General features: G+C 69.3%; 15 protein-coding genes and 2 pseudogenes. 10 read left to right on the forward strand and 7 right to left on the reverse strand.

From position 1 onward, the window contains the following. Positions 1–405, reverse strand: a 405-nt coding sequence (locus ACFVU7_RS43335; protein ID WP_388052105.1) for a transposase, incomplete at its 3' end; no start/stop codon positions are given. A 178-nt stretch (positions 406–583) separates the two neighbouring features. Between ACFVU7_RS43335 and ACFVU7_RS43340 the strand changes: the two genes are divergently transcribed. Then, the gene (locus tag ACFVU7_RS43340) at positions 584–1,789 is read left to right on the forward strand and encodes an IS110 family transposase (RefSeq protein WP_388052056.1); all 1,206 of its coding nucleotides are present in this window, start codon (positions 584–586) and stop codon (positions 1,787–1,789) included. On the opposite strand, the gene ACFVU7_RS43345 is transcribed toward ACFVU7_RS43340, so the two are convergent. Then, positions 1,782–2,264 (reverse strand): hypothetical protein, encoded by a 483-nt coding sequence (locus tag ACFVU7_RS43345; RefSeq protein ID WP_388052108.1) that lies wholly within the window; start codon positions 2,262–2,264, stop codon positions 1,782–1,784. The two genes, ACFVU7_RS43340 and ACFVU7_RS43345, sit on opposite strands and share 8 nt — an antisense overlap. Positions 2,265–2,708: 444 nt before the next feature. Here ACFVU7_RS43345 and ACFVU7_RS43350 point away from each other — a divergent pair, with 444 nt between their 5' ends. The 7 genes from ACFVU7_RS43350 (at position 2,709) to ACFVU7_RS43380 (ending at position 12,530) form a co-directional block, all read left to right on the forward strand. Next, a complete protein-coding gene (locus ACFVU7_RS43350; protein WP_388052059.1) occupies positions 2,709–2,942 on the forward strand; it encodes an acyl carrier protein in 234 nt (77 codons plus the stop codon). Then, positions 2,939–4,150 (forward strand): beta-ketoacyl-[acyl-carrier-protein] synthase family protein, encoded by a 1,212-nt coding sequence (locus ACFVU7_RS43355; protein WP_388052062.1) that lies wholly within the window; start codon positions 2,939–2,941, stop codon positions 4,148–4,150. The genes ACFVU7_RS43350 and ACFVU7_RS43355 overlap by 4 nt, the downstream gene beginning before the upstream one ends. Positions 4,151–4,194: 44 nt before the next feature. Continuing rightward, entirely contained in the window at positions 4,195–5,499 is a 1,305-nt protein-coding gene (locus tag ACFVU7_RS43360; RefSeq protein WP_388052065.1) for an aminotransferase class I/II-fold pyridoxal phosphate-dependent enzyme, read from the forward strand. Beyond that, on the forward strand, positions 5,496–6,155 hold the full coding sequence (locus tag ACFVU7_RS43365; RefSeq protein ID WP_388052068.1) for a hypothetical protein: 660 nt from the start codon (positions 5,496–5,498) through the stop codon (positions 6,153–6,155). Before ACFVU7_RS43360 ends, ACFVU7_RS43365 begins: the two co-directional genes overlap by 4 nt. A gap of 95 nt (positions 6,156–6,250) precedes the next feature. Continuing rightward, entirely contained in the window at positions 6,251–9,307 is a 3,057-nt protein-coding gene (locus ACFVU7_RS43370; RefSeq protein ID WP_388052071.1) for an amino acid adenylation domain-containing protein, read from the forward strand. A gap of 203 nt (positions 9,308–9,510) precedes the next feature. Next, positions 9,511–10,851: a hypothetical protein gene (locus ACFVU7_RS43375; protein ID WP_388052073.1), complete on the forward strand. Its 1,341-nt coding sequence runs from the start codon at positions 9,511–9,513 to the stop codon at positions 10,849–10,851. A gap of 173 nt (positions 10,852–11,024) precedes the next feature. Then, positions 11,025–12,530 carry an ISL3 family transposase gene (locus ACFVU7_RS43380; protein WP_388052111.1) on the forward strand — a complete coding sequence of 502 codons (1,506 nt, stop codon included), beginning with the start codon at positions 11,025–11,027 and terminating at the stop codon, positions 12,528–12,530. Positions 12,531–12,634: 104 nt separating this feature from the next. On the opposite strand, the gene ACFVU7_RS43385 is transcribed toward ACFVU7_RS43380, so the two are convergent. Beyond that, positions 12,635–13,258 (reverse strand): transposase family protein, encoded by a 624-nt coding sequence (locus ACFVU7_RS43385; protein WP_388052076.1) that lies wholly within the window; start codon positions 13,256–13,258, stop codon positions 12,635–12,637. Between the two features lie 375 nt (positions 13,259–13,633). Here ACFVU7_RS43385 and ACFVU7_RS43390 point away from each other — a divergent pair, with 375 nt between their 5' ends. After that, positions 13,634–15,217 carry a GMC family oxidoreductase gene (locus ACFVU7_RS43390; RefSeq protein WP_388052079.1) on the forward strand — a complete coding sequence of 528 codons (1,584 nt, stop codon included), beginning with the start codon at positions 13,634–13,636 and terminating at the stop codon, positions 15,215–15,217. A gap of 61 nt (positions 15,218–15,278) precedes the next feature. Here ACFVU7_RS43390 and ACFVU7_RS43395 read toward each other — a convergent pair. The 4 genes and pseudogenes from ACFVU7_RS43395 to ACFVU7_RS43410 form a co-directional block, all read right to left on the reverse strand. Beyond that, positions 15,279–15,488 (reverse strand): annotated as a pseudogene (locus ACFVU7_RS43395) (transposase); the annotation flags it as partial. Positions 15,489–15,507: 19 nt separating this feature from the next. Continuing rightward, positions 15,508–16,077 (reverse strand): IS630 family transposase, encoded by a 570-nt coding sequence (locus tag ACFVU7_RS43400; protein WP_388052114.1) that lies wholly within the window; start codon positions 16,075–16,077, stop codon positions 15,508–15,510. Between the two features lie 73 nt (positions 16,078–16,150). After that, positions 16,151–16,504, reverse strand: a pseudogene (locus ACFVU7_RS43405) (winged helix-turn-helix domain-containing protein); the annotation flags it as partial. A 202-nt stretch (positions 16,505–16,706) separates the two neighbouring features. Continuing rightward, positions 16,707–17,555 carry an SAM-dependent methyltransferase gene (locus tag ACFVU7_RS43410; RefSeq protein WP_388052082.1) on the reverse strand — a complete coding sequence of 283 codons (849 nt, stop codon included), beginning with the start codon at positions 17,553–17,555 and terminating at the stop codon, positions 16,707–16,709. Positions 17,556–18,633: 1,078 nt separating this feature from the next. Here ACFVU7_RS43410 and ACFVU7_RS43415 point away from each other — a divergent pair. Beyond that, on the forward strand, positions 18,634–26,145 hold the full coding sequence (locus tag ACFVU7_RS43415) for an SDR family NAD(P)-dependent oxidoreductase (protein ID WP_388052085.1): 7,512 nt from the start codon (positions 18,634–18,636) through the stop codon (positions 26,143–26,145). The last annotated feature ends 19 nt before the right edge of the window (positions 26,146–26,164 follow it).

A 26,164-nucleotide genomic window follows, 5' to 3' on the forward strand; every position in this document is an offset into this window, starting at 1 on the left:
GTTTTTGGGGGGGGGGGGGGGGGGGGGGGGGGGGGGGGGGGGGGGGGGGGGGGGGGGGGTTTGGCGTGTCTTGCTTTGTGGTTGGTGGGGGGTTGGTGGGGGGTGTGGGCGGGGGGGGGGGGGGGGTGCCGTACCCCCGCCGCCCGCCACGATGTAGTCGAAGCCCCGCGCGCGCAGGGCATGGCGGAAGGCCGCGGACTGGCCGTAGCCGGCGTCGGCGACCACGACCTGCGGCGCGAGCCTCCAGGAGATCAACTCTTCGAGAGCGTCGATCGCCAGCCGCCACTTCTCCGTATGCCCGACCTCCGGCGGCAGGCCGGTGCGTCGCCGGCACCCTGCACGCCAACAGCCCCCGTTACCTTCTTCGTGGCCCCGCAACGGGGCTCCCGGCCTCCGGCCCGGCATGACTGTTCCCCCCTGTAGTTCGCATGATCCGGGGGGTGGTGTCACCGGGCCGGAGGCATCGGTAGACCGCTGATAGAGGCAGGACCACCAGCATGCTGGGAGGCTCTTCGTAACGTGGATGCCGGCGACTGGTGCCACGCCAACGAGGCCGGGACAGACAACCTCGTGAAGGATCAGCGTGATCAATACCGGCGATGTGGACGTCTTCCTCGGCCTGGACGTCGGCAAGGGCGAGCACCACGGAACCGCGGTGACCCGGGCGGGCAAGCGGGTCTTCGACAAGCGGCTGCCGAACAGCGAGCCCAAGATGCGGGCCGTGCTGGACAAGCTCACCGCCAAGCACGGCACCGTGATGGTCATCGTCGACCAGCCCGCCTCCATCGGCGCCCTGCCCCTGGCAGTCGCCCGGGACGTCGGCTGCCGCGTCGCCTACCTGCCCGGCCTGACGATGCGCCGCATCGCCGACCTCTACCCTGGCGAGGCCAAGACCGACGCCCGCGACGCCTTCGTCATCGCGGATGCCGCCCGCACCATGCCGCACACCCTGCGCGGCATCGAACTCACCGACGAGACCATCGCAGAGTTGGAGATGGTCGTCGGCTTCGACGACGACCTCGCCGGCGAGGCCACCCGCGTCGCCAACCGCCTGCGCGGACTGCTCACGCAGATCCACCCGCACCTGGAACGTGTCCTGGGACCGCGACTGGACCACCCGGCGGTGCTGGCCCTGCTGGAGCGGTTCGGCTCACCGGCCGCCCTGCGCAAGGCCGGACGCCGTCGCCTGCTCGGCATCGCCCGACCCTTGGCCCCGCGCATGTTCGAGCGCCTGGTCGAGGAGATCCTCACCGCGCTCGACGAGCAGACCGTCGTCGTCCCGGGCACCGAGGCGGCCGCGCTGATCGTGCCGAGCCTGGCCGGCTCCCTGCGAGCCGTCCTCGACCAGCGCAAGCTCCTGGAGAAGCGCATCCAGGAGCTGCTGGACGAGCACCCGCTCTCCAAGATCCTCACCTCCATGCCCGGCATCGGCACCAGGACCGGTGCCCGGGTCCTGATCGACGTTGGCGATGCGAGAGCGTTCCCGACCGCCGCCCACCTGGCCTCCTACGCCGGCCTCGCCCCCGCGACCCGCAGCTCCGGCTCCTCCATACGTGGCGAGCAACCCTCCCGCCGCGGCAACAAGCAGCTCAAACGGGCGTTCTTCCTGGCCGCGTTCGCCTCGCTCAGCGACCCGGCCTCCCGCGCCTACTACGACAAGAAGATCGGCCAAGGGAAGCGGCATACCCAGGCACTTCTCTGTCTGGCCAGACGCCGGGTCGACGTCCTGTTCGCGATGCTCCGCAACGGGACCTTCTACGAGTCCCGGCCAGCCGAAGCGGTCAGCTGAGCCGTGGTTCCGCCAGCAGCACCACGCGGTCGGCCTCGACATCGAACCCGAGAACGGGGTGGAGCGGATCGGACTCCGGAGTCAACGTCACCGGCTTGCCGAGTCGGCGCCCGATCGCCCGCATCAGACGGCACAGCAGGTTGACGCCGTCCTGGCCCCGCAGTTCCCGCAGATCAACATCGAAGTCGATAGAGCTGGCCTCATACGCCCGAAAGATCACCAGAAATCCGGCGGCGGGCCAGACCCTCAACACTGCGTCGGCGCCCTCGCTGCGGGCCAGCACGTCCGCAGCTCGCGGCAGCCGAACCGCGACACCGTCCTCGGAGTACTCGCACGACCATCCCTGCGACCGCACCAGATCAAGTACCGCCTGCCAGTCCTCGACCGAGGTATCTGCGACCTGCACGTCCGGCAGCGACCCCATCAGGTCAGGGTCGAAGAACTCCCTGACGTCGTCCCACAGCAGATCCGGCATCCTGCCATGCTGCCTGGCCACCCCACCCGAATGCAGCCCGATTTCCTTGACGAACCCCATAGAGGCACCCCCCCGCCCGCCGAGACCGGCGCCTTCTGCGGGGTGGGCAGCCGGACCGGCGGTGGCCCTGCCGGTGGCCGAGTGACCAGAAGCCACGTCCGGGTCAGACAGTCCACCAGCGGTTCAACACCGGGCTCGATCGTGGCATCCCACTGCGGGTGGGCGGGGTTGAGGTGGTTGGCGGGCTGTCGACGCGCCGTGGAGGAGTCACTGCTACAACACGTTCAACATCACAGAGCCCGTCTGCCCCTGCTGTCCTCGATGTCTCCTTGCTTCAATCGATTCAGGGCCTCATCAACGAGGACAGGCTGTCCCCCCAGATCAGCCGTGACGGATCCGTACCCCTCCGAATCCTCCGGCAAGAGACAGAGGAGGGCTGTAGACATGATCGACGAAGTGGTCGCTGACCTACTAGTCGAGATATTCCAGGTGAACCGACGCAGCCTACACACTATGTCCAGCTTGGAATCCGCAGGACTGGATTCGCTGGCCAGAGCTGAGCTCGGAGCCGAACTGAAGGAACGCTTCAGGTTCCCAATTCCGGAGCATCTCCTCCGGGCAGCAACGACCCTGGGCGAACTGTCGGAATTCCTGCGCGTCGCACGGGAGCGACCGTGACAACGCGGCAGGTGGTCGTCACGGGGCTGGGACTGGTCAGCGCTGCCGGAGTCGGAACCGAGAACAACTGGCGGTACGTGGTTGCGGCACAACCGACTGCCGCAGTCGATCCGGCCCTCACAGGGTGCCCGGTCGACCTGAGTTGCCGGGTACCCGGGTTCGCCCCTGCGACACCGGCGGCACGCCGCCTGGACCGCTTCGCGCAGCTCGCCATGGCCGCGGCCACGGAGGCCTGGACGTCTGCCGGGTTGCACACCACTCCCGTCGACGGCCTGCGCTGCGGCACGGTGCTGGGAACACTGGCGGGTGGTGTCGGGACCTTCGAAGCCGAGCACGCCCGTCTCTTGGAAAGCGGCCCGGACGACGTGGCCACAGGCATGATTCCGATGGCTATGGCCAGTTCCGCCACCGGCGCAGTGTCGATGCGGTTCGGCCTGCGTGGCACCTCTCTCGTCGTCTCCACGGCGTGCGCGTCCGGAACTGTGGCAATCGGCATGGCCTTGGCCATGGTGCGATCCGGCCTGCTGGACATCGTGCTGGCAGGCGGGGCCGAGGCCCCACTGACACCGATGACCGCCGTCGGATACCAACGCTTAGGTGCGCTTTCCCGCCGAGTGACCGACCCTGCGGGTGCCTCACGCCCGTTCTCCGCCAGCCGTGACGGCTTCGTTCTCGGCGAGGGCGCGGGGATACTCGTGCTGGAAGCCGCGGAGCATGCCTCGGCCCGCAGGGCCCGCCAGTTGGCCGTGGTCGCCGGCTATGGGGAAAGCGCGGATGCTTTCCACCCTATCCGGCCTCACCCCCAAGGAGACGGCATCCGACGAGCGATGCTCGCGGCCTTGCGCGACGCACAGATGACGCCCGCCGATGTGGGCCACGTCAATGCGCACGCCACGTCGACCGTACTCGGGGACGCGGCCGAGGGCCGTGCCATCGCCTCGGTATTCGGCACCCGTGTCGCCGTCAGCTCCACCAAGGGTGTCACGGGACACCCGCTCGGCGCCGCAGGGGCGCTGGAAGCTGGCTACACGGTGCTCGCGCTGCGCGACCAGCTGGCGCCGCCAACAGCCAACCTCGATGACCCAGACCCGGCGATCGACCTGGATCTGGTGTCCGGACGACCGCGTCGGCTGCCACTCCACGCGGCCATCAGCAACTCCTCCGGCTTCGGTGGCACCAACGCCTCCCTAGTCCTGACACACGCGTGACGCGTGAACCCCCTCCATTACGACCCCTTTCTCTGGGAGGACCCATGACAACCGATCCCGAAGGCTGTCACGCCCTGGGCCTGTTCTCCTTCCTCCGCGGCCCGCACCTGCTGGAACGCGTCGCAGGCTTCGAGACCTGGCGTCGACCGCTGGCGGTACAGGGCAGGTGGGGCTACCACCACGAACGCTCCACTCACCACCTCGCCTCCGAAACCTCGCTGCACGACGAGTTCGGGCACACCGACACCGGGGTGAATCTCCTGAGCCAGGACTACCTCGCCCTCAGCCGTCACCCGCAGGTCCTCGACGCGGTCGCCGAAGCGTTGGAGCGCTACGGCCCACACGCGGCCGGCTCGGCCGTGGTGGCCGGCGAAACCGTCGTGCACGCCCGATTGCGCGAAGCCCTGGCGCAACTGACAGGCATGGCACACGTTGTCCTGTTCCCGACCGGCTGGGGAGCGAGCCACGGGGCCGTCGAATCCCTGGTCGGCCGTCATGATCACGTGCTGGTCGATGAGTTGGCCCATGCCTCGCTCCAGCAGGGAATCACCTCCTGCAACAGCAGCCACGTGACCCGGGTGCCCCATCTGGACAACGAGGCAGTCCGCGAACAGCTCCGCCGGATCCGGGCCGAGGATTCCCACAACGCGATCCTGATGGTCACCGAGAGCCTCTTCTCGATGAACTCCGACACCCCCGATCTACACGGCTTGCAGCAGGTGTGCCGCGAGTACGGGGCGGTGCTGCTGGTCGACCAAGCCCACGACCTCGGGGTCATGGGCCCGAACGGCCACGGCCTCGCCGCCATCCACAAGGTGCACGGCGAACTCGATCTCGTCGTTGGGTCGTTCAGCAAGGCGTTCGCCACCAACGGCGGATACATCGCCACCCACAGCGAAGCGGTCGCCCAGTACGTGCGCTACTTCGGCAGCACACACATGTTCTCCTCTGCGCTCACCCCGCTCCAGGCCGCCGGTGCACTTGCCGCAGCACAGATCATGTCCTCCCCCGAAGGCCAGCGCCGTCGGAATGCGGTCCTGGACAACAGCATCGCTCTACGGGCCGCTCTGACGGAAGCCCCCGACTGCACGGTGCTCGGCTCGCCCTCACCGATCGTCCCCGTCGACATCCCCGACATCGCGGCGGCCCGCACCGCGCTGCGCCTGGCCCGCGAGCAGGGGGTCCTGCTCCATGTCGTGGAATTCCCCATCGTGCCGCTCGGCCACGCCTACTTCAGGCTCCAACTGAACAGCGACCACCGCCGTGTCGACCTGGTCCAAGCCGCCCGCGTCATCTCTGAATCCATCACCGAAGCCCTCTCTCACCACAAGGAAGGAATCCCGTCATGAGCAGCACCGACCATGAGGTCCGCCTGACCGTCAAGCAACTCGCCGACGGCATGCGGCACGTAGCTACGGCGAACCCGTTCGTCGCCACGGCCGCCCGCGGCGAACTGACCCGCCCCGACATCGAGGCGCTCGTCCGCTTGGAGGCCGCCACCCTGGAAAACGTCACCACCTGCCTCGACCTGGCCGCCGCTCGGTTCCGCAACACCCCCGGTGCCAGTTACCTGCGCGATCTGGCCGGGACGGTCGCCGTCGACCAGGCTGGGATCCGCGCCGGAGCCGCCGCCCTCGGCATCACACCCGAGGAGTACCCAGGTCAGCAACTGCAGTCGATCGGCTACGGCTACGCCTCCTTCATCAACTGGCTGGCTCTGCACGCCACCCCGGCCGCGTTCGCACTGGTCGCCCACACCGACCTCCTGCTGTGGCACGACGCATGTGTGGTGCTCACCCCCGCATTGCGCGCGCACCAAAACCTGCCGATGGAGGTCATCGCCTACTTCGCCTCCTATGAGAAGCCTCCGGAAGACGTGCTGGAACAGTCCGTCCAACTCGTGGTGCACGAGGTCGACACCGGAGCGGACCTTGGTCAGGCCGCGGACACTGCCCGGCTGATGCACGATCACCTCGCCTCGTTCTGGCTCTCACTCGGACGCTGAAGCCCTGCGGAGCGGTGGTGTCCAGCTCCTTGCCGGCACTACTGCTCCGTTCCCAAAAGTCGCGCGCCCGTCCCCAACCACGAGGAGCTCTCACCATGAGAGGCTACCGTTCCGATCGATCCGCACCGTCTTCTGCCACGGCCGGTCAACAGACCCCTTCGGGGCTGGCCATCGTCTGGCAACGGCACCCGCTGCACCGCCTGTTCGAGAGACAGGCACGGTCCACTCCGAACGCACCCTGCCTCCAGGACGCCGCGACCGCCCTCACATACCGGGAGACGGACCGACTCGCCAACAGCCTGGCCGTACATCTGGTCGATAGAGGTATTGAACCCGGCGACCGGGTTGGGGTACTCGCAAGCCGCTCCGCCGACGCGGTCGTCTCCACACTTGCCATCCTTAAAGCCGGAGGGGTCCACGTACCGCTAGACCCTTCCTATCCCAAAGCACGGCTGACGACCATGTGTAAACAGGTCGACCTGCGAGCCGTCGTCGCAGCCCCTGAGGCACCCAACCTGCCCGCGCCACGCATCGCACTGCCCGACCCATCCGTCCCCGGCATCGCCCGACCACCGGATATCCCAGGTACCGGCGCAGACCCCGCCTACGTGGTCTTCACCTCGGGGACGACCGGCCACCCGAAGGCCGTCGTCGTCCCCCACTGTGCACCCGCCCGACTGCTCCTCGGCCCAGGGCCGCGCCTGGTCGACGTCGGCCCCGGAGACACTTGGCTGGCGACCGCAGGCCCGTCGTTCGACGTGTCTTACTTCGAGATCTTCGGGGCCCTCCTCACCGGCTCCCGGCTGGTGCTGTGTGACCAGCCGACCCTGCTAGCTCCCGATGCCCTGGCTAGGCGCCTCCGGAAGGAGCGAGTGACCGTACTCGTCCTGAGTGCCGGGCTTCTCCACGAACTCGCCGCCTGGCGGCCAGCCATGTTCCACCGCCTGCGTTACCTGATCAGCACCGCCGACACGGTCAGTCCACGTACCATCCGAGCCGTCCTGAGCGCCGGTGCGCCCGAGCACCTCCTCAACGCCTACGGTCCGACCGAGAATGGGATCTTCTCCACGGCCTACGAAATCACCGCCTTGCCTGAGGCCGACTCGGCCATCCCTATCGGCCATCCCACCCCGTATTCCACTGGGTACGTGGTGCGGCCCGACGGCACCGAAGCTGCACCCGGGGATGTCGGAGAGTTGTGGGTGGGAGGCGCGGGTCTGGCAGTGGGCTACCACGCCGACCCCATACGCACCGCTGAGCGCTTCCCCAAGAGCCCGGCCCTACCCGGTGGCGAACCCCGGCTCTACCGGACCGGTGACCGAGTCAGCCGCCGCCCCGACGGTACCTTCGAGTTGTTCGGCCGCCTCGACCGCCAGGTCAAGCTCAACGGCCACCGGGTCGAACTCGCCGAGATCGAGCACGCCCTGCGCGCACACGCCGACGTCAGCGACGCGGCGGCCGACCTCCGGACCACCCGTGACGGACACGGCCGACTCATTGCCTGGGTCCTGCCAGGACCGGATCGGCGCCACTGCGCATTGCCCGACCGGGCCGACCTCACCCGCAGCCTGCGTACGTTCCTCGCCGACCGCCTGCCTGCCTTCATGCTCCCGGCCACTGTCCACATCGTCGACGACCTGCCACGCAACGCCAACGGCAAGGTCGACCACGAGCGGCTTCCCGACGCATCGGGATCACCGAGGCAACCGGCCGGCGCCCCACCTCGGACACCGACCGAACGCGCGGTCGCCGAGGTCTGGGGCGACCTGCTCGATCTCCCGGCGCTCGGACGCGACGACGACTTCCTCTCCCTGGGCGGCCAGTCTCTCCAAGCCGTCCATGCCGTGGCCCGCCTCCAGCGTCGCCTCGCACTTCCCCCTGACACCCAACCCCGCCTCATCCGGGCACTGCTCACCCACCCCAAACTGCACCAGTTCGCCCTCGCCATCGACAGCACCAGGACCAGGACCAGGACCAGGACCAGGACCAGGACCAGGACCAACCTCACCATCGCGGTCGCGCCCGGGTCGACACCGCGAACTGTCGAAACGACCGACGATCCTCACAATCCGCGACACACACTACTCACCGGCGCCACCGGATACCTCGGGGCATTCCTCATCGACCGCCTGCTGCGCGACCCCGCGATCACCGTCCACTGCCTCATCCGGGCCGACGACGAAGAGCACGCCCTCCAACGCCTGGCCGCGAACCTGCGCCGACAGGGACTCGCCCTGGACGACGATGCCCTGCACCGTGTCCGCATCGTCCCGGGCGACCTGAGCCGCCCCCTGCTCGGACTGACCTCCAAGACGTTCGAGACGCTCGCCGGATCCGTCGACGCCGTCATCCACAGCGCCGCCCGCGTGAACCTGCTCTACCCGCACAGCGCACTGGAAGCAGTCAACGTTCACGGCACCCAAACCCTTCTCAACCTCGCCAGCAGCAACCGACCGTTGCCCTTCCACCACGTATCCACCGTCGACGCCCTCGCCACCTCCGTCCCGGCAGGCGACGCAACAGCGCATCCCGACAGCGGCTACGCCACTTCCAAACGCGCCGCCGAAGCCCTCGTCGACAACGCCGGCCACACCGGCTTGCCCGTCGCCACGTACCGACTCGCAGAGCTCAGCGGTCCACTCACCACAGCTGGCACCTGGCCCACCGACTCCCTGGTATGCGCAATCGTCCACGCCATTTGGTACACCGCCACGGCCCCCGACCCGCCGCTTCCCCTCGACCTCGTCCCCGTCGACATCGCCGCAGACGCTGTCCATCACCTGTTCGGGCGCACCCCGCTCCGCGGCGAGATCCACCACCTCAGCAACCCTCGCCCAGCTACCACAACGCTGCTCGCCCAACGTATGACAACGCGAGGCCGCCCGATACTGACCGTGCCGTTCCCGGTCTGGATCGCTCAGGCCGAACGGGCGGCCGAGAGCACCCCGGGGCTGCCGTTCGCCACCTTCCTGCCGCTCATCGCGAGCGGTCCACGTCCCGCATCATCCCCTCCGGCCCCGGCACAAAGCGTATTCACTCCGATGGCCCCAGCCACCGACGCCACGTTCGCTCTCTCCTGCCCCCCAGTCGACGCGGCTCTCCTCGACCACTACCTCAACCGGTTCGAGGCTGTCGGGTTCCTCGTCCGCTGATCCGGCCTCTGCGTGGCCTCCCGGCTTCGAAGAAACGCAGGATCACACACGAACCGAGACCCTCCCGCCACCGCCCTACCAGACCATTGATCGACAGAGCCCTGTCACGCCCGATCACCCACGTCCCCGCAGGCTGCCCGCTACGGCCGCGTGCCGGCACCGACAACCATCGTCAATCGACCAGCAAGGCGGGAGGAGTGCCGATGCCAGCCCGCACCCCCAACAAAGACCTACGTTCGCTGCTCCACGAGTCCCGTTGGACCCAGGACGCACTCGCCCGGGCGGTGAACGGCAGGGCATCGCTCCAGGGCGTGAGGTTCGCCTACGACCGCACGTCGGTCTCCCACTGGCTGTCTGGCACAAGACCGCGCGGGAAAGCAATGATCTTCATCTGCGAGGCTCTGAGCCTCAGGCTCGGCCGGATCATCACCCCGAGTGACGCAGGTTTCAACGCTCTCCCTGATTCCACGACGAGGCACCTGGAGATGTCCCCCTCCCCCGCCCGGGCCCTCGCTGCGCTGCTGGGGTCGACTCCCGAAAGGGCTACCTACGAGTTCAGCCCGGTCCCGCTACCCAAGCCGCCGTCCTCACCGGTCGAGCCTGCTCCGAACTCAGAGGCGGAATGCTTCTTCCAGACCCTCCTGAGTACCTGCGGAACCGGCTGCGTCGCGGGCCCGCTGCACGCGTATCTCGCCAGCGTGACCGGTCCTCGACTGTCCGCCCGTCCTTCGCAGGCTGATATCGGGGAAACCGCCCGCTTGGTCCTACTGCTCGGCAGAACGTACGAGGGACAGTTGCATCACGGCAAAGCCCAGCAGGCCTACATCACGGCAATGTCCTACGCCTGGCACGCTCGCGACCTCGACACCTGGGCCATCGCGGTGTGCGCGCTCAGCATCCAGGCTACGGGCCTCCGCCACCACCGCACCGGCCACCGCCTAGCCTGCTCCGCCGTCGACGTCGCCGACAGCTGCCTGCCCGCAACATCCGCACTCCTGTTAGCCCAACTCGGGGTCACCACTGCCTATTTACACTCCGCCATGGAAAGTAGCGCCCACGTCGATCAGGCCCGAGCACTCGCCTCTCAGGTTCCCCGAAACAGCCATCACGCCTGCCCGCTGGGCCCGTGCACCCGTCTCGATGCCACTGTGGAACACCAGGCTGCGATCGCGGCGCTTGCCCTCGGCAACCGGACCCAGGCTATCGGATCCCTCGAACGGGCACTGCTGCTCACCGACCCGGCCGATCGACATGGATCAGTGCTCATTACAGCCTCCATGGCCATACAACTGGCCGAAGCCGGCCACGTCGAGGCCTCCCTGGCCTACTCGGATGAGCTCCTCCTCGCCGCCGCCCAGATCCGCTCCACCTCGGCGGCACAGATGGTCCGTCAATGGAACAGCACCGCAGGACAACTGCGCCGCAGCCAGGTTCAGTTCAGAGCCCCGGATAATTGGCAGGGGACCGGGACTGCTCGGCGCGGCCAGCCATCCACGAGCTGCGGCCGACGGGAAGCCATCGCCGGGACTACCATTCGACTTTAGTGGCCCCGCGACAGTGGTCCGAGGCGTCCGACCACCGGCAGGACATGAGGTGTGGAAGAGACGGTGTCAGCGGACGCTGCAGACTCCCCGGCTCTGTCCCGTAATCGGTGGTAACGAAGCGTGACGGGCGCCGTTGACAGACCATGCGAGATGTCAACGAGCTTGTGGGCACGGTGTTTTCCGGGCTGATGCCGCTGGTGATCGAGGACGTGCTGGACGAGGGCGAGGTGATCCGGGTGGTGGCCCGGACCCAGGACGGTCCGGCGCCCTGCCCGGTCTGCGGGGCACCGACGGACCGGGTGCACGGCTTCCACCACCGGACGGTGGCGGACGTGCCGGCGGATGGTCGGCAGGTGCTCGTGGTGGTACGCGTTCGCCGCCTGGCCTGCCCGGTGCTGGGCTGCAGACGGCAGACGTTCCGCGAGCAGGTACCCAGTCTGCTGGAACGCTACCAACGTCGCACGAACCGCCTCACGAGCCAACTCGGTTCCATGGTCAAAGAGTTAGCGGGCCGGGCCGCGTCGCGGCTCCTGGAGGTGCTCGGCGCACCGGCCTCCCGGTCCACGGCCTTGCGGGTGCTCTTGCGGGTGCCGCTGCCCGCGCGGCGGGTGCCGCGGGTCCTGGGCGTGGACGACTTCGCCCTGCGTCGGCGCTGCCGGTACGCGACCGTGCTGATCGACGCCGAGAGCGGTGAGCGGATCGACGTCCTGCCCGGACGAGGTGCCGAAGCCCTGGAGACGTGGCTGCGCGAGCACCCGGGTGTCGAGGTGGTGTGCCGAGACGGCTCCGGGGCCTATGGCGAGGCCGTCCGCCGCGCTTTGCCGAAGGCGGTGCAGGTCGGCGACCGGTGGCACATCTGGCGCAACCTGTGCGAGGCCGTCCTGAAGGAGGTGCGGGCGCACTCCGCCTGCTGGGCCACCGCGAATCCGCCCCGCCCGGAGGGCGTGCGCGAGGTGACTACCCGCGAGCGATGGCGCCAGGTCCACGACCTGCTCGGCAAGGGCGTGGGCCTGCTGGAATGCGCCCGCCGCCTCGGCCTGGCCCTGAACACCGTCAAGCGCTATGCGCGCGTCCCTGAGCCCGAGGGCCTTCGCCGGGCGCCGCAGTACCGGCCCACGCTCGTCGACCCCTACCGCGGCCACCTCCGCACCCGCCGCGCCGAGGACCCTGCCGTCCCCGTACTTCACCTCTTCCGCGAGATCCAGGAGCTGGGCTACACCGGCAGCCTCAACCTCCTCAACAGGTACATCACCCAGGGTCGCGCCGAAGGCGACCGCCCGGTGACCAGCCCGCGCCGCCTTGCCCGCCTCATGCTCACCCGCCCCGACCGGCTACGGGACAAGGACACCGACCTGCTTCAGGCCCTCACCGCCGCCTGCCCCGAAATGACGGAACTCTCCCGCCTCATCCGCTCCTTCGCCGAGTTGCTTGTCCCCGCCCCCGGCAATGACGCCCATCTCACCGAATGGATCACCGCCGCACGCGCCGCCGGCCTTCCCCACCTGCAATCCTTCATCCGCGGCCTCGAACTCGACCGGGCCGCCGTCGACGCCGGCCTCACCCTGCCCCACCACAACGGCCGCACCGAGGGCGTCAACACCCACACCAAAAGGATCATGCGGCAGATGCACGGCCGGGCCGGATTCGCCCTCCTCCGCCACCGCATCCTCCTCGCCTGAATCACAATCGGTTACCACCGATTACGGGGCAGAGCCGGAATCACACTCCCCTTCCCGGTGGTGGTGGGCGATCGAGGCTCGGATGCTGAACGGAAAATCGAACTTCAGCCGGGCAGGCGGCAGCGTCCGTTGCGCGGAGCGGAACGGACGAACTCGTGATCGGGTTCCGTCAGGCAGTGGGGGCGAGGGTGACCTGGTGGCCGAGGGCTTGGAGCTGGCGGACGAGGTCGCGGGTTCGGCGGGCGCTGTTCAGGTGGCGTTGGTGCCAGTCCGCGCCGAGGTCCTGGTAGCGGGCGTCCGGGTCGTTGATCAGGTGCCAGGCTATGACGAGGATCGAGCGGGCGACGGCGACCAGCGCCTTGGCGTGGCCCCGGCGTTTGACGATCCGGCGGTAGCCCGCGCTGGAGCAGGCTGCGGCGGCCGTAACGGAACGTCAAGCCTTCGATCTGTTCTGCGAAGGTCCTGCGCGGACAGCCGGAGGTCTCGCAGCGGAACCGGCGTACCGACAGGGCGATCGTCACGGCACGACCGCCGACGGCCAGGTCGGCGATCCGCCGCCGGTAGCGGTCGTGCACCCGGGTCGAGCTCGCACCGCACTGTGGGCAACGTGCCTGGTCGCAGGCCGTACGGGCGGTGATCCGCAGCCCGGTCTCCGCGTCGCGGACCTCCTCGACCACCAGGCCGGACAGCTGCGGCAGCAGCACCTTCAACGTCTGATCACATAGCACTACTATTCAAAGATCGACCTGATGATCAGTCACGCTGGGCGATCCCGAAATGTTGATCAGATCCGAGCGTTATGGCCGTTGACATTGGGGTGAACCGGCGGCAGTGCGTAGACACTTCGTTCTCCTCCCTGTCGACTGCGCCAGTGTCGCCGGTCACCCGACCATGGGCCTCCGGGCGGTAGGCGTTCAGGAGTGGTTGTATGTGATTCTATGGGGCCAATTATCTGGGGATAAGAGAACATGAGAATGTCACCCGGCAGTGTGGGCTGATTTTCGGTAAATGGGAGATTTGGTCGTGAATCTTCTTCGCATCGGGCCCTGTCGCCTTTGCGCTATGTTTCTCTTGAAGGAAATCTCCTATTCGAGAGGTTCCCCATGGATGCAATCTATGACTATCTGGTCGTGGGCGCGGGATCGGCCGGCTGTGCGGTCGCGGCTCGCCTCTGCGTCGATCCTCGGGTGCGCGTAGCACTGATCGAAGCGGGAGGACAGGACGATGATCCGGCCATCAAGATCCCGGCGGCGTTCCCGACGCTTTTCGGGGGCGAACACGACTGGGACTTCCGGACCACGCCGCAACGGGGCCTGGCGGGACGGGTCATCCGGTGCCCAAGAGGGCGGGGGCTCGGCGGCAGTTCATCGATCAACGCGAACGTGTGGACGCGTGGTCACCAGGCCGACTTCGACGGCTGGGCGGGCGTCGGCGGCCCCGGATGGTCCTTCGCCGGCGTCGAACCCCTCTTCCGCCGGATCGAGCACCGCGCCGGCGCTCACATCCCTTCCCTCTATGGCGTCGACGGCCCGTTGTACGTGGAGAACGTCCGCGGTGAGTCCGAGGCCACCGCGTCCTTCCTCGCGGCCTGTGCGGAACTCGGTTTGCCCTTCTCCGAGGACGTCAACGCGCCGGACAACACCGGAGCCGGTCGCGTGTCGACTTCCCAGCGACGGGGTGAGCGCTGGAGTTCGGCCGACGGCTATCTGCGCTCCATCAGCCACTCCAACCTGGATGTCCTCACCCACCTGCACGTGCAGCGGATCACCATCAGCGATCGGCGTGCCACGGGCGTCGAGGCTCTCTCCCGGAGCGGCCGGTCGGTGGCACTCGTCGCCAGGCGGGAGGTCATCGTCAGTGCGGGTGCCATCAACTCGCCCCACTTGCTGATGCTTTCCGGCATCGGGCCGGAAGGCCCCCTCGCTAGACACGGAATCGAGTGCGTGAGTCCGTTGCCCGGAGTCGGGACCGGCTTGCAGGACCATCTTTTCGTACCTCTGATTGTCCACTGCCCCCGGCCGGTTACTCTGGCGTCGGCCGGCGGGTCCGACGCGGCGGAGGCCTACAAGCTGCACCGCCGTGGCCCGCTGACCTCCAACATTGCGGAGGCGGCGTGCTTCCTGGCCAGTGGTGCCGAACAGCCCGCCCCCGACTTGGAGATCGCCTTCCTTCCGGTTGCCTTCGTCAATGACGGCCTGGAGTCGCAGTCCGAACACGCACTGACCATCGCCGCCGTGCTGCTCCAGCCAAACAGCACCGGGAGAGTGCGTCTGCGGTCCGCTGCCGCAGCCGATCCGCCGGAGATCGACCCGGGCTACCTGACGGACCCGGGGGGCGACGACATCCGTCGGCTGCGGCATGGCCTGGAAATCGCCCGCAGTCTGTTCGGGACGGCCGCGCTGGCTCCGTACACCGGTGACCAGTGGTTCGAGGACCTCGATCTCGGCGACCCGGACAGTGTCGACCAACACATCCGGCACCACTCCGGCAGTGCCTTCCACCTGGTGGGTACCTGCCGGATGGGCAGCGACTCCGGAGCAGTGGTGGACACGGAACTCCGTGTCCACGGGGTGTCCGGCCTGAGGGTCGCCGATGCTTCCGTCATGCCGCGCATCACCCGAGGGCACACCCACGCTCCCTCTGTCGTCATCGGTGAACGTGCTGCAGACCTCATCCGCGGCACGTGATCCCGGCACTCGGGCGCAGTATGTCGCGGATCGCACAGCACGATCGCTTTAAGAGGACATCTCATTTGGGGATTCTGCGGGTGCAGATGATGGCTGCTGCGATGCTGGCGAAGGCTGCGAAGTGGTCGGCCTTGCGTTCGTAGCGGCGGTGGAGTCGGCGGAAGCCGCCGAGCCAGGCGACGGTGCGTTCGATGACCCAGCGGTGCCGGCCGAGACGGTTGGAGGTCTCGATCCTGCGGCGGGCGATGCGGGCGGGGATCTGCCGTCGTCGCAGGTATTGACCCGAAACGCTAATTTTCCGGCGTATCGGAGATGTAGCGGACGTGCGGGCCCGGGAGATAGCCGCGGACGACGTGCGGCTGTTTCTGGCGGCTGCGGAAGAAGCGTCGGACTTCGTCGGCGAGCTGGGCGGCGTTGCGGGCTCGGGAGGCCGGCAGCAGGGTCCGTTTCAGGTCGGCGTTAACCAGCTCGTCCGGGTTGGTCTCGGGCGCGTATGCAGGTAGCAGGTGCACCGTGATGCGGCCGGGATGGTCGGCGAGCCAGGTTCGAACCTTCTTGCTGCCATGGACGGAGTGCCGGTCGACGACCAGGTGGTCCGGGCGGTCGAACTGCCTGTTCAGGCGGTCGAGGAAGTCGCAGAACACCTCGGCGGTGAACGATCCCCGGTAGACGGTGAACCACATCCGGCCCCGGGGGCTGATCGCCGACATCGCGTTGACCGAGAAGCGGTTGCCCGTGCGCCGCACGGTCGGCGTCTCGCCGCGCGGGGCCCAGGTCCGGCCTGAGACCTGGTCGGAGCGGACGCCGGTCTGGTCGGCGAACAGCACCTCGGCACCCTCCTCCTGGGCCTTCGCCCGGATGGCGGGCCAGGTCTTCCTCGCGCCAGGCGTGGACCGCCTCCACGTCCTGCTCGATCGCGCGCTTGTCGGGGCGCTGGAACGACAGCCCCCATCGCTTGAGGTACTTGCCCACGCCCTGCTCGGTCAGCCGCACACGATAGAGCAGGGCGATCAGGTCGCCGACGATCGCGCGGGTCCACAACTGCCCACCCAGACCGAGGTCTTCGGGCCGGTGGTCGATCAGGGCCTGCCGGACGCACTGCTGCTGGTCCGGGTCGAGCACCTGATTCTCGTCCGTTCGCCGGCCACGGGTCCTGGACACCAGCGCGTCCCGACCGCCGGCCTGCCAGGCGGCCCACCAGTCGGTCACCGACTCCGTGGTGACGCCCAGGAGTTCGGCCACCTCGTTCCGGTCCCGACCCGCGCGAAGTGCCGCAACCGCCCGCATCCGCAGAGCTTCCTGAGCCTTCGGCGACAGGCGCCGTGCGTCCCCCACCAGATCCGTCACGCCCGGATCAACGAGCGCGGGACCTTACCGTTTCGGGTCAATAGGACCCAGAGATGTCTCTCAGGTACGGGCGGAGGTCCGCCGCATTTGGGAGTCGGCATCGTCGATCCGATCTCCCACATACCTTCAGATCAGGTCGTCCTCACTTGAGTCGGGCGGCAATACGCATATAGTTGACACGGTCGCTGAGATAGCCGTCCAGATAGGGCTTCTCGATTCCGGTGGCCAGATGTGAGAGGGAACGCAGCACCCAGTATGGAACGGCGGCTCGCGTGAAGTCGTCCACCTGGTAGGGGATCAGGTTGGCATTGAGAAGTTCTCGTAGATATGTGCTACGGGCGTTCGTATGGCAGTGGTAGTGGGTGTCGATCGCCATAGTCTCTGCCGGGCTCGAACCCATCGCGTCGTTGTTGCACCAGGTCATGAGGACATACCGGCCACCCGGCTTGAGGACTCGCGCGAACTCGGCGAACGTCTCGTGGAGATCGATGTACATGGTCGCCTCATTGGTGACCACGGCGTCGAAGGAGTTGTCCGGGAACCCGGTCACCGCCATGTTCCGGTTGTGGAAATGCACGTGATCGGCACAGCCATGCAGGTACGCTTGCTGACGGGCGAATTCGTTCTGGTAGGCGGAGATGTTGACGCCGTCCACCTGACAGCCGAGGGCTCGGTGGAGGAGCAGCGCGGTTCCGCCGCGTCCCGAACCTCCGTCGAGGATGCGTCCGTCTCCGGGGAGCGCCCTGAGGAGCTCAGTTATGTAGTCGACCTGCCTGGTCTCCATCCGGTGCATCTCGGCGTTGACGGCCCGCTCTCGATCCGCTCCGGCAAGGGAGAGGACGCTGGCATCGAAGGTGCCGACGGCGAAATGGTGGTGGTAATAGCCGTCGAGGTCACCGAGGCCGAGATTGAGTGCATCATCCCGCTTGTTGTCATAATAGTCGAATGCGTCGCGTTCGCGCGGAGTGCGCAACAGGGGCTGCTCAGACATGATCCCGACCAATCTGCGGACGACGGGTCGACGGAGCGATTCTCCGTTATCGCCTCCGAGGTGAGTCTGGTCCCTTGACCTTGTGAGGCGGCACTTCCGAATGGAGAGGGGTTTCGACAGCTATAGGACTGCGAAGGATGACGCCTTCCCGAGCACAGCTTGTTGGTCGATCACCCGTGGATGCTCACTGATCCGGCAAGAGCAACTCTCAAATACCCTGGCATGATGTGCATGTCACCGCAACCGGCCGGCGGCAGTGGCTCTGCTGGTAGGCGCCCGTGTGTGATCCATTGCTCCGTCGCGGTCCCGGGGAACACGTACTCATCGAACACGGGCGGCGAGCGCCGCCGAGGTGTCGGCACCGGACGCACGGCACGACAGAGCTCAGAGCATGATGTCGGACAGGTCGTCACCGAGACCGCGCCGCGCGGCAGGGCTCGGAGCGTTGAGGTCCAGCTTGCCGGTCGGCCACCACAGCGGACAGGAACGCCTTGTCGGTTTGATCGGCGACGAGCCGGTCGCTGTCGGGGCCCTCAGGGCGGATGCGGGTCAGTTCCGTGCCGAGAGTGCCTGGCCTGCGCTCCCAGCAGTGGCCCGAGCTTGCGGACGATCACCCGACTATGCCCCCGTCCCCGGTCGGCACGCCCATGCATTCCTCAGCTTCGCCCAGTGGCGCGAACCGGGAGAGCCCGCGCCCGACCCGGTGCAGGCTCGGGGATGGGCGGCCTTCAACGCGTGGAGGACCGTGCGCACCACGACCCGGCCACGGTCCCGGAGGTACTGCCCGTCGCACGGAGTCCTCACAGGGCTCGGGCCCCGGTTGGTCGCCGAAGCCGTCTCCCTCCACCTTGGTCCCACCACAGCAGGCTGACGGCTTCGCACCCGATATGCTCCGCCGCTGTCGTGCCGCGCACAGTACGACCGCGGTGGCCCCGGGACCGGTCGGTGCCCGGGGCTGCGCCCTCCGGACACCGGCCACAGGAGTGAAGGGAACCGGGCACGCAGTCGGCCTCCCCCTTCGCCGGGTACATATTCAGCTTATCGATCAGTCTTCAGTTCGGTTTGGGCAGGGTGGGAAATGAGCGACAACAGCGCGGGGCTACCCGCCGAGAGCCGTGCCGCCGACGGCGGGGCCCGGGAGTCCAGCCCCTCCCTCGGAGCAGTGGCCATCATCGGCGTCGGGATGCGACTGCCGGGCGGGATCAACGACCTGGACAGTCTGTGGGCCACGCTGGAGGATGGGCGAGACGTGGTCGGCCGGATCCCGGCCGACCGGTTCGACGCCTCGCGGTTCTCCTCCGGGGGTCTGCTGCGGCCAGGCGGGACCTACACTTCTGAGGGTGGGTTCATGGGCGACCTCGCGGGGTTCGACGCGGACTTCTTCGGGATCTCACCGCGCGAGGCTGCTGTGCTCGACCCGCAGCAGCGGCTCGTGCTGGAATGCTCGATCGAGGCCCTGGACGACGCGGGTGTGGACCGGGCGGGGCTGGCAGGTAGTGACACGGCGGTGGTCATGGGGGCGTCCGCCCTCGACTGGGGCCAACTGCAGCAGCTGAGGCCGGCGCGTTTCAACGCTTACACGATGAGCGGGCACCTGGCAAGCGCCATTGCGAACAGGGTCTCCTACGTTCTGGACCTGCGCGGCCCTTCGATGACGCTCGACACCGCATGCTCCTCGGGGCTGACAGCCCTCCACCAGGCCTGCGAAAGCCTGCGCAGCGGACGCAGCGGGCTCGCGCTGGCCGGCGGGGTCAACGTTCTGATCGCTCCCGGGGCGTTCGTCGGGTTCTCGCAGGCCACGATGCTCAGCCCGACCGGCCAGTGCCACCCGTTCTCCGCGAAGGCCGACGGCTACGTCCGCTCCGAAGGCGCCGGGGTCCTGCTGCTCAAGCCGCTGGCTACGGCCCTGGCGGACGGCGACCGCGTCCACGCGGTGATCGCGGCCACCCACGTCAACTCCGACGGCCGCACGGCGGGGCTCTCGCTGCCCGACGCCGACGCCCAGGCCGAACTTTTGGAGCAGGTCTACCGACAGGCCGGAGTCGAGCCCTCGCAAGTGAGCTACGTCGAGGCCCACGGGACCGGCACCCAGGCCGGCGACCCGGTCGAGTGCCGGTCACTGGGCAGGGTACTGGGGGCCCGGCGCCACGGGGTGCCGCTGCCGGTGGGATCGGTCAAGTCCAACCTGGGCCATTTGGAGGCGGCGGCAGGGATGGCTGGCGTCCTCAAGGCGATCCTGGTGCTTCGCGAACGGCGCATCCCGCGGACCCTGCACGGTACGCCGCCCAATCCGGCGATCGACTTCGTCGGCCTCGGCCTGGAGCCCGCCACCTCGGCCCGGTCGCTGCCCGCGCCGCAGACCGGTGGTGACGTGGTGGGCGTCAACTCCTTCGGCTTCGGCGGGGCCAACGCACATGCCGTCCTGCGCACACCGCCCGCCGAGCTCGTCGACCCCTGGCAGAAGCACCTCGAAGCCGCTGCCCTGCTCGTCTCGGCCCGTACCCCGCGGGCACTGGACGAGGCACTCGAACGCTGGGCGGCACGGCTGGACGCACTGCCGGACCAAGACCTCCACGCGGCGGCGTGGACGTCCCGCCGCCGCACCCGCCACCTCCACCGGGCCGCCGTGATCGCCCCAGACACCGCCCGGGCCGCCGCAGCGCTGCGCTCGCTGGCCGAAGGAACCCGGACCGGGGCCTCGGCGCCCGGACCGGCCGCAGTGCGCGCGGCAGCCGTGCCAAAGGGCGGAATCGTCTTCGTGTGCGCGGGAAACGCCTCCCAGTGGGCCGGGATGGGACGGGAACTGCTCGTCACGGCACGGTCGTCCGCCTTCCGTTCGGAGGTCGAGGCAGTATCCGCGCTGATGGCACCGACGCTGGGATGGTCGGTGCGAGATGAGCTCGCGGAGCCGGGGCAGGAGCGGGACTGGGACCGCACCGAGGTCGCCCAGCCCGTACTGTTCGCCCTGCAGGCCGGTCTGATCGCCGAACTGGCCGCCCGCGGGGTGAACCCCTCGGCGGTTGTGGGGTACAGCGTCGGCGAGGTCGCTGCCGCCTACTGCGCTGGCGCCCTGGACCGTGAGGCCGCCTGCCGGCTGATCGTGGCCCGTAGCCAGGCGCAGGCAGCGACTGCGGGACTCGGTCGGATGGCGGCTGTCGGCCTCGGCGAGGCCGACGCCCGCAGGTGGCTTGCCCGGTGCGGGGCTCCGGGCGCGCCGGTGATCGCCGGGATCAACAGCGCACGCGACGTCACCCTCACGGGTCTTGCCCGGTGCGGGGCTCCGGGCGCGCTGGAGATCGCCGGGATCAACAGCGCACGCGACGTCACCCTCACCGGAGAGGCTGCGGCGCTCGCCGAGCTGGGCGGGCGGCTGCGAGCCGAAGGGACGGCCTTCCGCGACTTGGGCCTCGAATACGCTTTCCATAGCGCCGCGATGGAGGCGGCCGAGCCGGAGTTCCACCACGGCCTGGCCGCGCTCGACAGCAGGGCGACCCGGGTCCCCATGATCTCCACCGTCACCGGCGCCGAAGTGGACGGCCGTTCGCTCGACCCGGCGTACTGGTGGCGCAACATCCGCGAGCCTGTCCGGTTCGCCGCCGCCGCAGAGGCGGCGATGGCGACGGAGGAGTGCGGCGTCATGCTCGAGATCGGACCACGCCCCGTGCTAAGGACCTACCTCCACCGGGTCGCCGGCGCCCGGCCGGTGGCCGTCGTACCGACCCTGACCCGCACGGAGCCGGCCCCTGCGGCCCTGGACACGGCCATGGCCCACTTGATGGCATGCGGAGCTCGGTTCGACGAGAAGGCGGCCTTCCCCCGCCGGGGCAGAGTGATCTCCCTCCCGGCCTACCCGTGGCAGCGCGAGCGCCACTGGAACGGTTCGCCGGACTGGTGGACCGAGGGGGGCGACGGGGATGACGAGCCGGGCGAGGCGACGGCCGTCCCGCTGTGCGGACGGCGCTCCCCGGGCCCGGTCCCCGTCTGGCATCGCCGACTGGACCCGGACCGAGTCCCGTGGCTGACCGGCCTGCGGCTGGGGCCGGACACCGTGCTGTCGGCACTGGCCCACATCGACCTCGCCCTGGCCAGCGGACGACAGGTGCACGGTACATCCGTCGCCCTGGAGGCGGTCGTGATCGGAATGCCCCTGGCCCTACCTGCCGGCAAACCACGGGCGTGGCCCTGGCTGGCCGTCACCGTGGAGAGCACCGGCACCTTCAGGGTGGAGAGTCGCACGAGCCAGGACGGCGACTGGACCGAGCGCTCCCACGGACGGATCACGCCGTTGCTGCGCGCGCAGCCGCCGCCCGTCGACCTGGCCGCCCTGCGCGCCCGTCTCCCGGTCACCGTCGACCCGTCGGACCTCTACCGCCGACTGGAACGCTGCGGGCTACACTACGACCGGTCGTTTCGCACGCTCGAGGACATCCGGACTGGCCGGGACGAACTACTGGTCCGATACCATGCCACCACCTCCAGTGAGGACCCCGGCCACGTCGTGCACCCCACGTTCCTTGACGCGGCGCTGCAGGCCGCCGCCCCCGCGCTCCGGGACCGCCCGGCCCCGGACGACGCGCCGTACCTGCCCGTGGCGATGGACCAGGTGCGCTGCTGGAAGGCGCTTCCTGCCGAAGGCCTGGCGCGCCTGCGCCTCGTGGAAAGCACCCCCCGCCGCACGGCATGGGACCTGACAGTCATGGATGCCTCCGGCCAGATCCTCCTGGAAATCACCGGATGCCGGATGCACCGGCAGGAGGAAGCTGCCCCGGTGCCCGTACTCACGGAGGTCCACCAGGCCGCCCCCCTCCGGGGCAAGCGGTCTGAACCGGACCTGCTGCCCCCACCGCCGGTCCCGGCGGCCGCTGCCGGGACCAAACCCGCCGACGCGGAACGGCGCCGATGCCGTGCGCCGGACCAGCGCGCCGCCCGCTCCCGCACCCTCGCCCTGGCCGCCCACCACACCGCTGCGGCGATACGCGAACTCCTCCCCAGTCAAAGCTGGTTCACGATCGACGACCTGCTCGCGGCCGGCGTCGACGCCAAGCACCGCCGCCAGCTCACGCTCCTGCTCGACGAGGCCACCCGTCACGGTCTCCTGGTGTGCCACGACGCCGCCCGCTGGCGGCCGAACGCCGCACCCGACCCGCGCGCCGCCCTGGCCGAGGCCCTGGACACCACCCCGCAGGACGCCACCTGCCTGCTGGTGCACGCCGTCATCGGCCGCCGCGTCGCCGGGCTGCTCACCGGTCGAGCCGACGCGCAGGACCTGCTCTTCGGCGAGGCCGACCAACTGGCCGAGCGCTACTACGACACCCACCTGCCCACCGCGCACCAGCACCGCTACGCCGCCAGCGCCCTGGGCCGCGCGGTCGGAGGCTGGCCCGCCGACCGGCCGCTGAGAGTGCTCGAGGTCGGCGCCGGGACAGGCTGCCTCACGTCTGTGCTGCTCCCTCACCTTCCGCCGGAGCAGACCCACTACACGTACACGGACATCTCACCCGCCTTCTTCCCCACCGCCCGTCGGCGCTTCCGCGACCACGGCTTCATTGAGTACCGCAGACTCGACCTGAACGCCGACCCGGCCGACCAGGGCTTCGCCCCGCATTCCTTCGACCTGATCGCCGCCTCGAACGCACTGCATCCCGCTGCCGACCTGCGCGCCACGCTGCGCCGACTGTCCAGGCTCCTCACCGACGGCGGGCAGCTGCTCGCCGTCGAGCACCACGACCTCGCCCTGATTGCCCCGGTGTTCGGGTTCCTGGACAGCTTCTGGGACGCGACCGACCGGGACCTGCGCCCGGACGGACCGCTCCTGAGCCGCGAACAGTGGCTCAGGCTCCTGCCGGAGTGCGGCTTCGCCGACACTATCCTGCTCGACGACGGGGACGACCACTCGGCGACCACCTCAGCCTTCCTCGCGGTCGCCCGCGCTCCGCACCCTGCCCCACCGGCCTCCAGGGCGCCCCATGCGGAGACCGACGGCCGCCCAGTCGTCCTGGTCGACTTCGGCAGCTCCCTGCTGCCCCTGGCCCGCGCGACGCTCCGCGCCCGCACCGAGCCGGCGAGCGACAGCCCGGCCCACTGGGCCCGGATCATCGCCCAGGCCGCCGAACTCGTCCTGCTCTCCGGGCCGTCCGGCACCAACGACGCCACCGCGACGACCGAGACCGCCGTCTCCCGCCTCACCGCGCTCGGTGCCCTCGCCGCCGCCTGCCGTGCGCTGCCGCGAGGCCGCGCACCGCGCATCCATCTGGCCGCCGTCGAAGAAGCCGCCAGCGGCCTGCCCATCGCCACTGGCGTCGGCGCCGCACTCTGGGGGGCGCTGCGGGTCCTCGCTAACGAGCAGCCCGGCCTCGCCGTGCGCCGGATCGTCCTGACTCCCGACGCCCTCGGTCGCCTGGCCACCGAGATCCATTCGGACAGCGACGAGGACGAGGTCGTGCTCACCGCCCATGGCCGCTTTGTCCCCCGGCTGCGACCCTGGCGGCCACGGCCGCGAACACGTCCTACCAGTGCCTATCGACTGGTACAGGAAGGCACCAGCTACCACTTTGACTGGCGGGCCTGCCCGATCCCCGCACCCGGCTCCAGCGAGGTCCTCGTCGAAGTCGCCGCGGCCGCCCTCAACTACCGCGACGTCATGGCCGCCACGGGCCTGGTGCCGCTCGCCTCCCCTGAGGGTGAGCCCCGGCTCGGCTGCGAGTGCGCGGGCACCGTGACCGCAGTCGGCCGCGACGTCACCACGGTGGCCGTCGGCGCCCGAGTCGCCTGCATGGCGACCGGGTCACTGGCCTCGCATGTCCTCGCATCGGCCGCCGAACTAACCATCCTGCCCGACCGCGTCGATTTCGCCGACGCCGCAACGCTCCCGGTGGTCACCGTCACCGTCGACCACAGCCTCGACCGGGTCGCCCGTCTCCAGAGCGGCGAGACCGTGCTGGTTCACGGCGCCGCCGGCGGAGTCGGCCTGGCCGCAGTGCGCCATGCTCGGCACATCGGCGCCCGGATCATCGCCACCGCCGGCACTCCGGCCAAGCGCGACCTCCTCCACGAACTCGGCCTACCGGACGTCTTCGACTCCCGCAACCCGGACTTCGCCGACCGGGTCCTTGACGCCACCGAGGGAGAGGGCGTCGACGTCGTCCTCAACTCGCTCACCGGGGAGGCGATGCTGCGCGGCCTGGCGCTGCTCAAGCCGCGCGGCCGCTTCGTAGAACTGGGCAGGCGCGACTTCCTCGCCGACCGGGCTCTGCCCTCCGGCGTGTTCGAGCGCAACGCCTCGTTCCACGGCGTCGACATCCTGGACTTCACAGAAGACCTTCGGAGCGGCTACGCCCGCGAACTCGCCAGCCGGCTAAAGCAGGGTGGTCTCACTGCCCTGCCGCACCGCCGCTACGCGGCCACTCGGATCGACGAGGCCTTCGCCGCCCTGCGGCACTCCCGTCACCTCGGAAAGATCGTGATCACCTTCGACGAGGCGCCCCCCGTCGTACCGGAGATCGCGCCGCTGCGCCTCGACCCGACGGCCGAGTACCTCATCACCGGCGGCCATTCTGGCTTCGGAGCCGCCACCGCCCGCCACCTCGCCGTGCACGGCGCCCGTCATCTCATCCTCGTCGGCCGCAGGGGCCGGGCCACCCCCGAGGCCCCCGCCCTGCTCGCAGACCTGCGCCGGCAAGGTGTCCGGGTCACCTCCCACGCCGCCGACGCCGCCGACCCGTCGGCGCTGCGCGAGGTCCTCGCCGACCTCGACGCCCGGGGCCGCAGGCTGGCCGGCGTGGTCCACTCGGCGATGGTCCTCCACAGCGCGCCGACCGAACAGCTCACGGCCCGCCAGACGCACGCCGTCCTCGCACCCAAACTGACGGCTGCCCTCCTCCTCGACGAGTTCACCCGGGAACGGAACCTGGACCTCTTCCTGGTGCACAGCTCCGCCGCGGTCGCCCTGGGCAACCGTACCGAGGCGGCCTACGCCGCGGCCGGAACCGCCGTGGAGGCCCTCGTGGCCGCCCGGCGGAAGGCCGGGCTCCCCGGGCTGGCGATCCAATGGGGGCCGCTCTCCGACGTCGGCTACGTCCACGACCAAGGCCTCGCCGCCGACCTGGAAGCCGTCGGGCTGACCACCATGACGGCCGCCTACGCCCTCGGCGCCCTCGACCGAGTACTGGAGCGCGCCGACCACGAGGACGTCGTCCTGTGCGTCGCCCGGCTGCGCCCCGCGCCGCTGCAGCTCTACCTGCCGACCGTCACCGCACCCCGCACCGCCGAACTCCTCTCCGGGGAGCGGCAGGAGAGCGTCGCCCTACGCGCCCTGTCGTCCGACGACGAGGCGACGGCCGGGGAACGGACGGAGGAGGCTCTGGCTGCGATGGTGGCGGACGTCCTGGAGACGACACCTGACCGTATCGACCGGGGGGCTCCGCTCGTCAGTCTCGGCCTCGACTCCCTGATGGCGACGGAACTCTCGATCGGGATCAGCCAGCGCCTCGGCATCGACCTCTCAGCGGCGATGCTGCTCGCCGCGGCCGATCTGCGGAGCCTGGCCGAACACGCCGGCAACCAACTGGACCCTGAACGGAACGGTGAGTGACCAGTACGTGCCCACTCGC

It is taken from the genome of Kitasatospora sp. NPDC058046 (assembly GCF_042885595.1).
Lineage (GTDB): Bacteria > Actinomycetota > Actinomycetes > Streptomycetales > Streptomycetaceae > Kitasatospora.

Coding starts and splice junctions, on each gene's coding strand:
- ACFVU7_RS43345 (WP_388052108.1), bottom strand. CDS start 2,264: ATGCCGGATCTGCTGTGGGACGACGTCAGGGAGTTCTTCGACCCTGAC.
- ACFVU7_RS43350 (WP_388052059.1), top strand. CDS start 2,709: ATGATCGACGAAGTGGTCGCTGACCTACTAGTCGAGATATTCCAGGTG.
- ACFVU7_RS43360 (WP_388052065.1), top strand. CDS start 4,195: ATGACAACCGATCCCGAAGGCTGTCACGCCCTGGGCCTGTTCTCCTTC.
- ACFVU7_RS43365 (WP_388052068.1), top strand. CDS start 5,496: ATGAGCAGCACCGACCATGAGGTCCGCCTGACCGTCAAGCAACTCGCC.
- ACFVU7_RS43370 (WP_388052071.1), top strand. CDS start 6,251: ATGAGAGGCTACCGTTCCGATCGATCCGCACCGTCTTCTGCCACGGCC.
- ACFVU7_RS43375 (WP_388052073.1), top strand. CDS start 9,511: ATGCCAGCCCGCACCCCCAACAAAGACCTACGTTCGCTGCTCCACGAG.
- ACFVU7_RS43390 (WP_388052079.1), top strand. CDS start 13,634: ATGGATGCAATCTATGACTATCTGGTCGTGGGCGCGGGATCGGCCGGC.
- ACFVU7_RS43410 (WP_388052082.1), bottom strand. CDS start 17,555: ATGTCTGAGCAGCCCCTGTTGCGCACTCCGCGCGAACGCGACGCATTC.
- ACFVU7_RS43415 (WP_388052085.1), top strand. CDS start 18,634: ATGAGCGACAACAGCGCGGGGCTACCCGCCGAGAGCCGTGCCGCCGAC.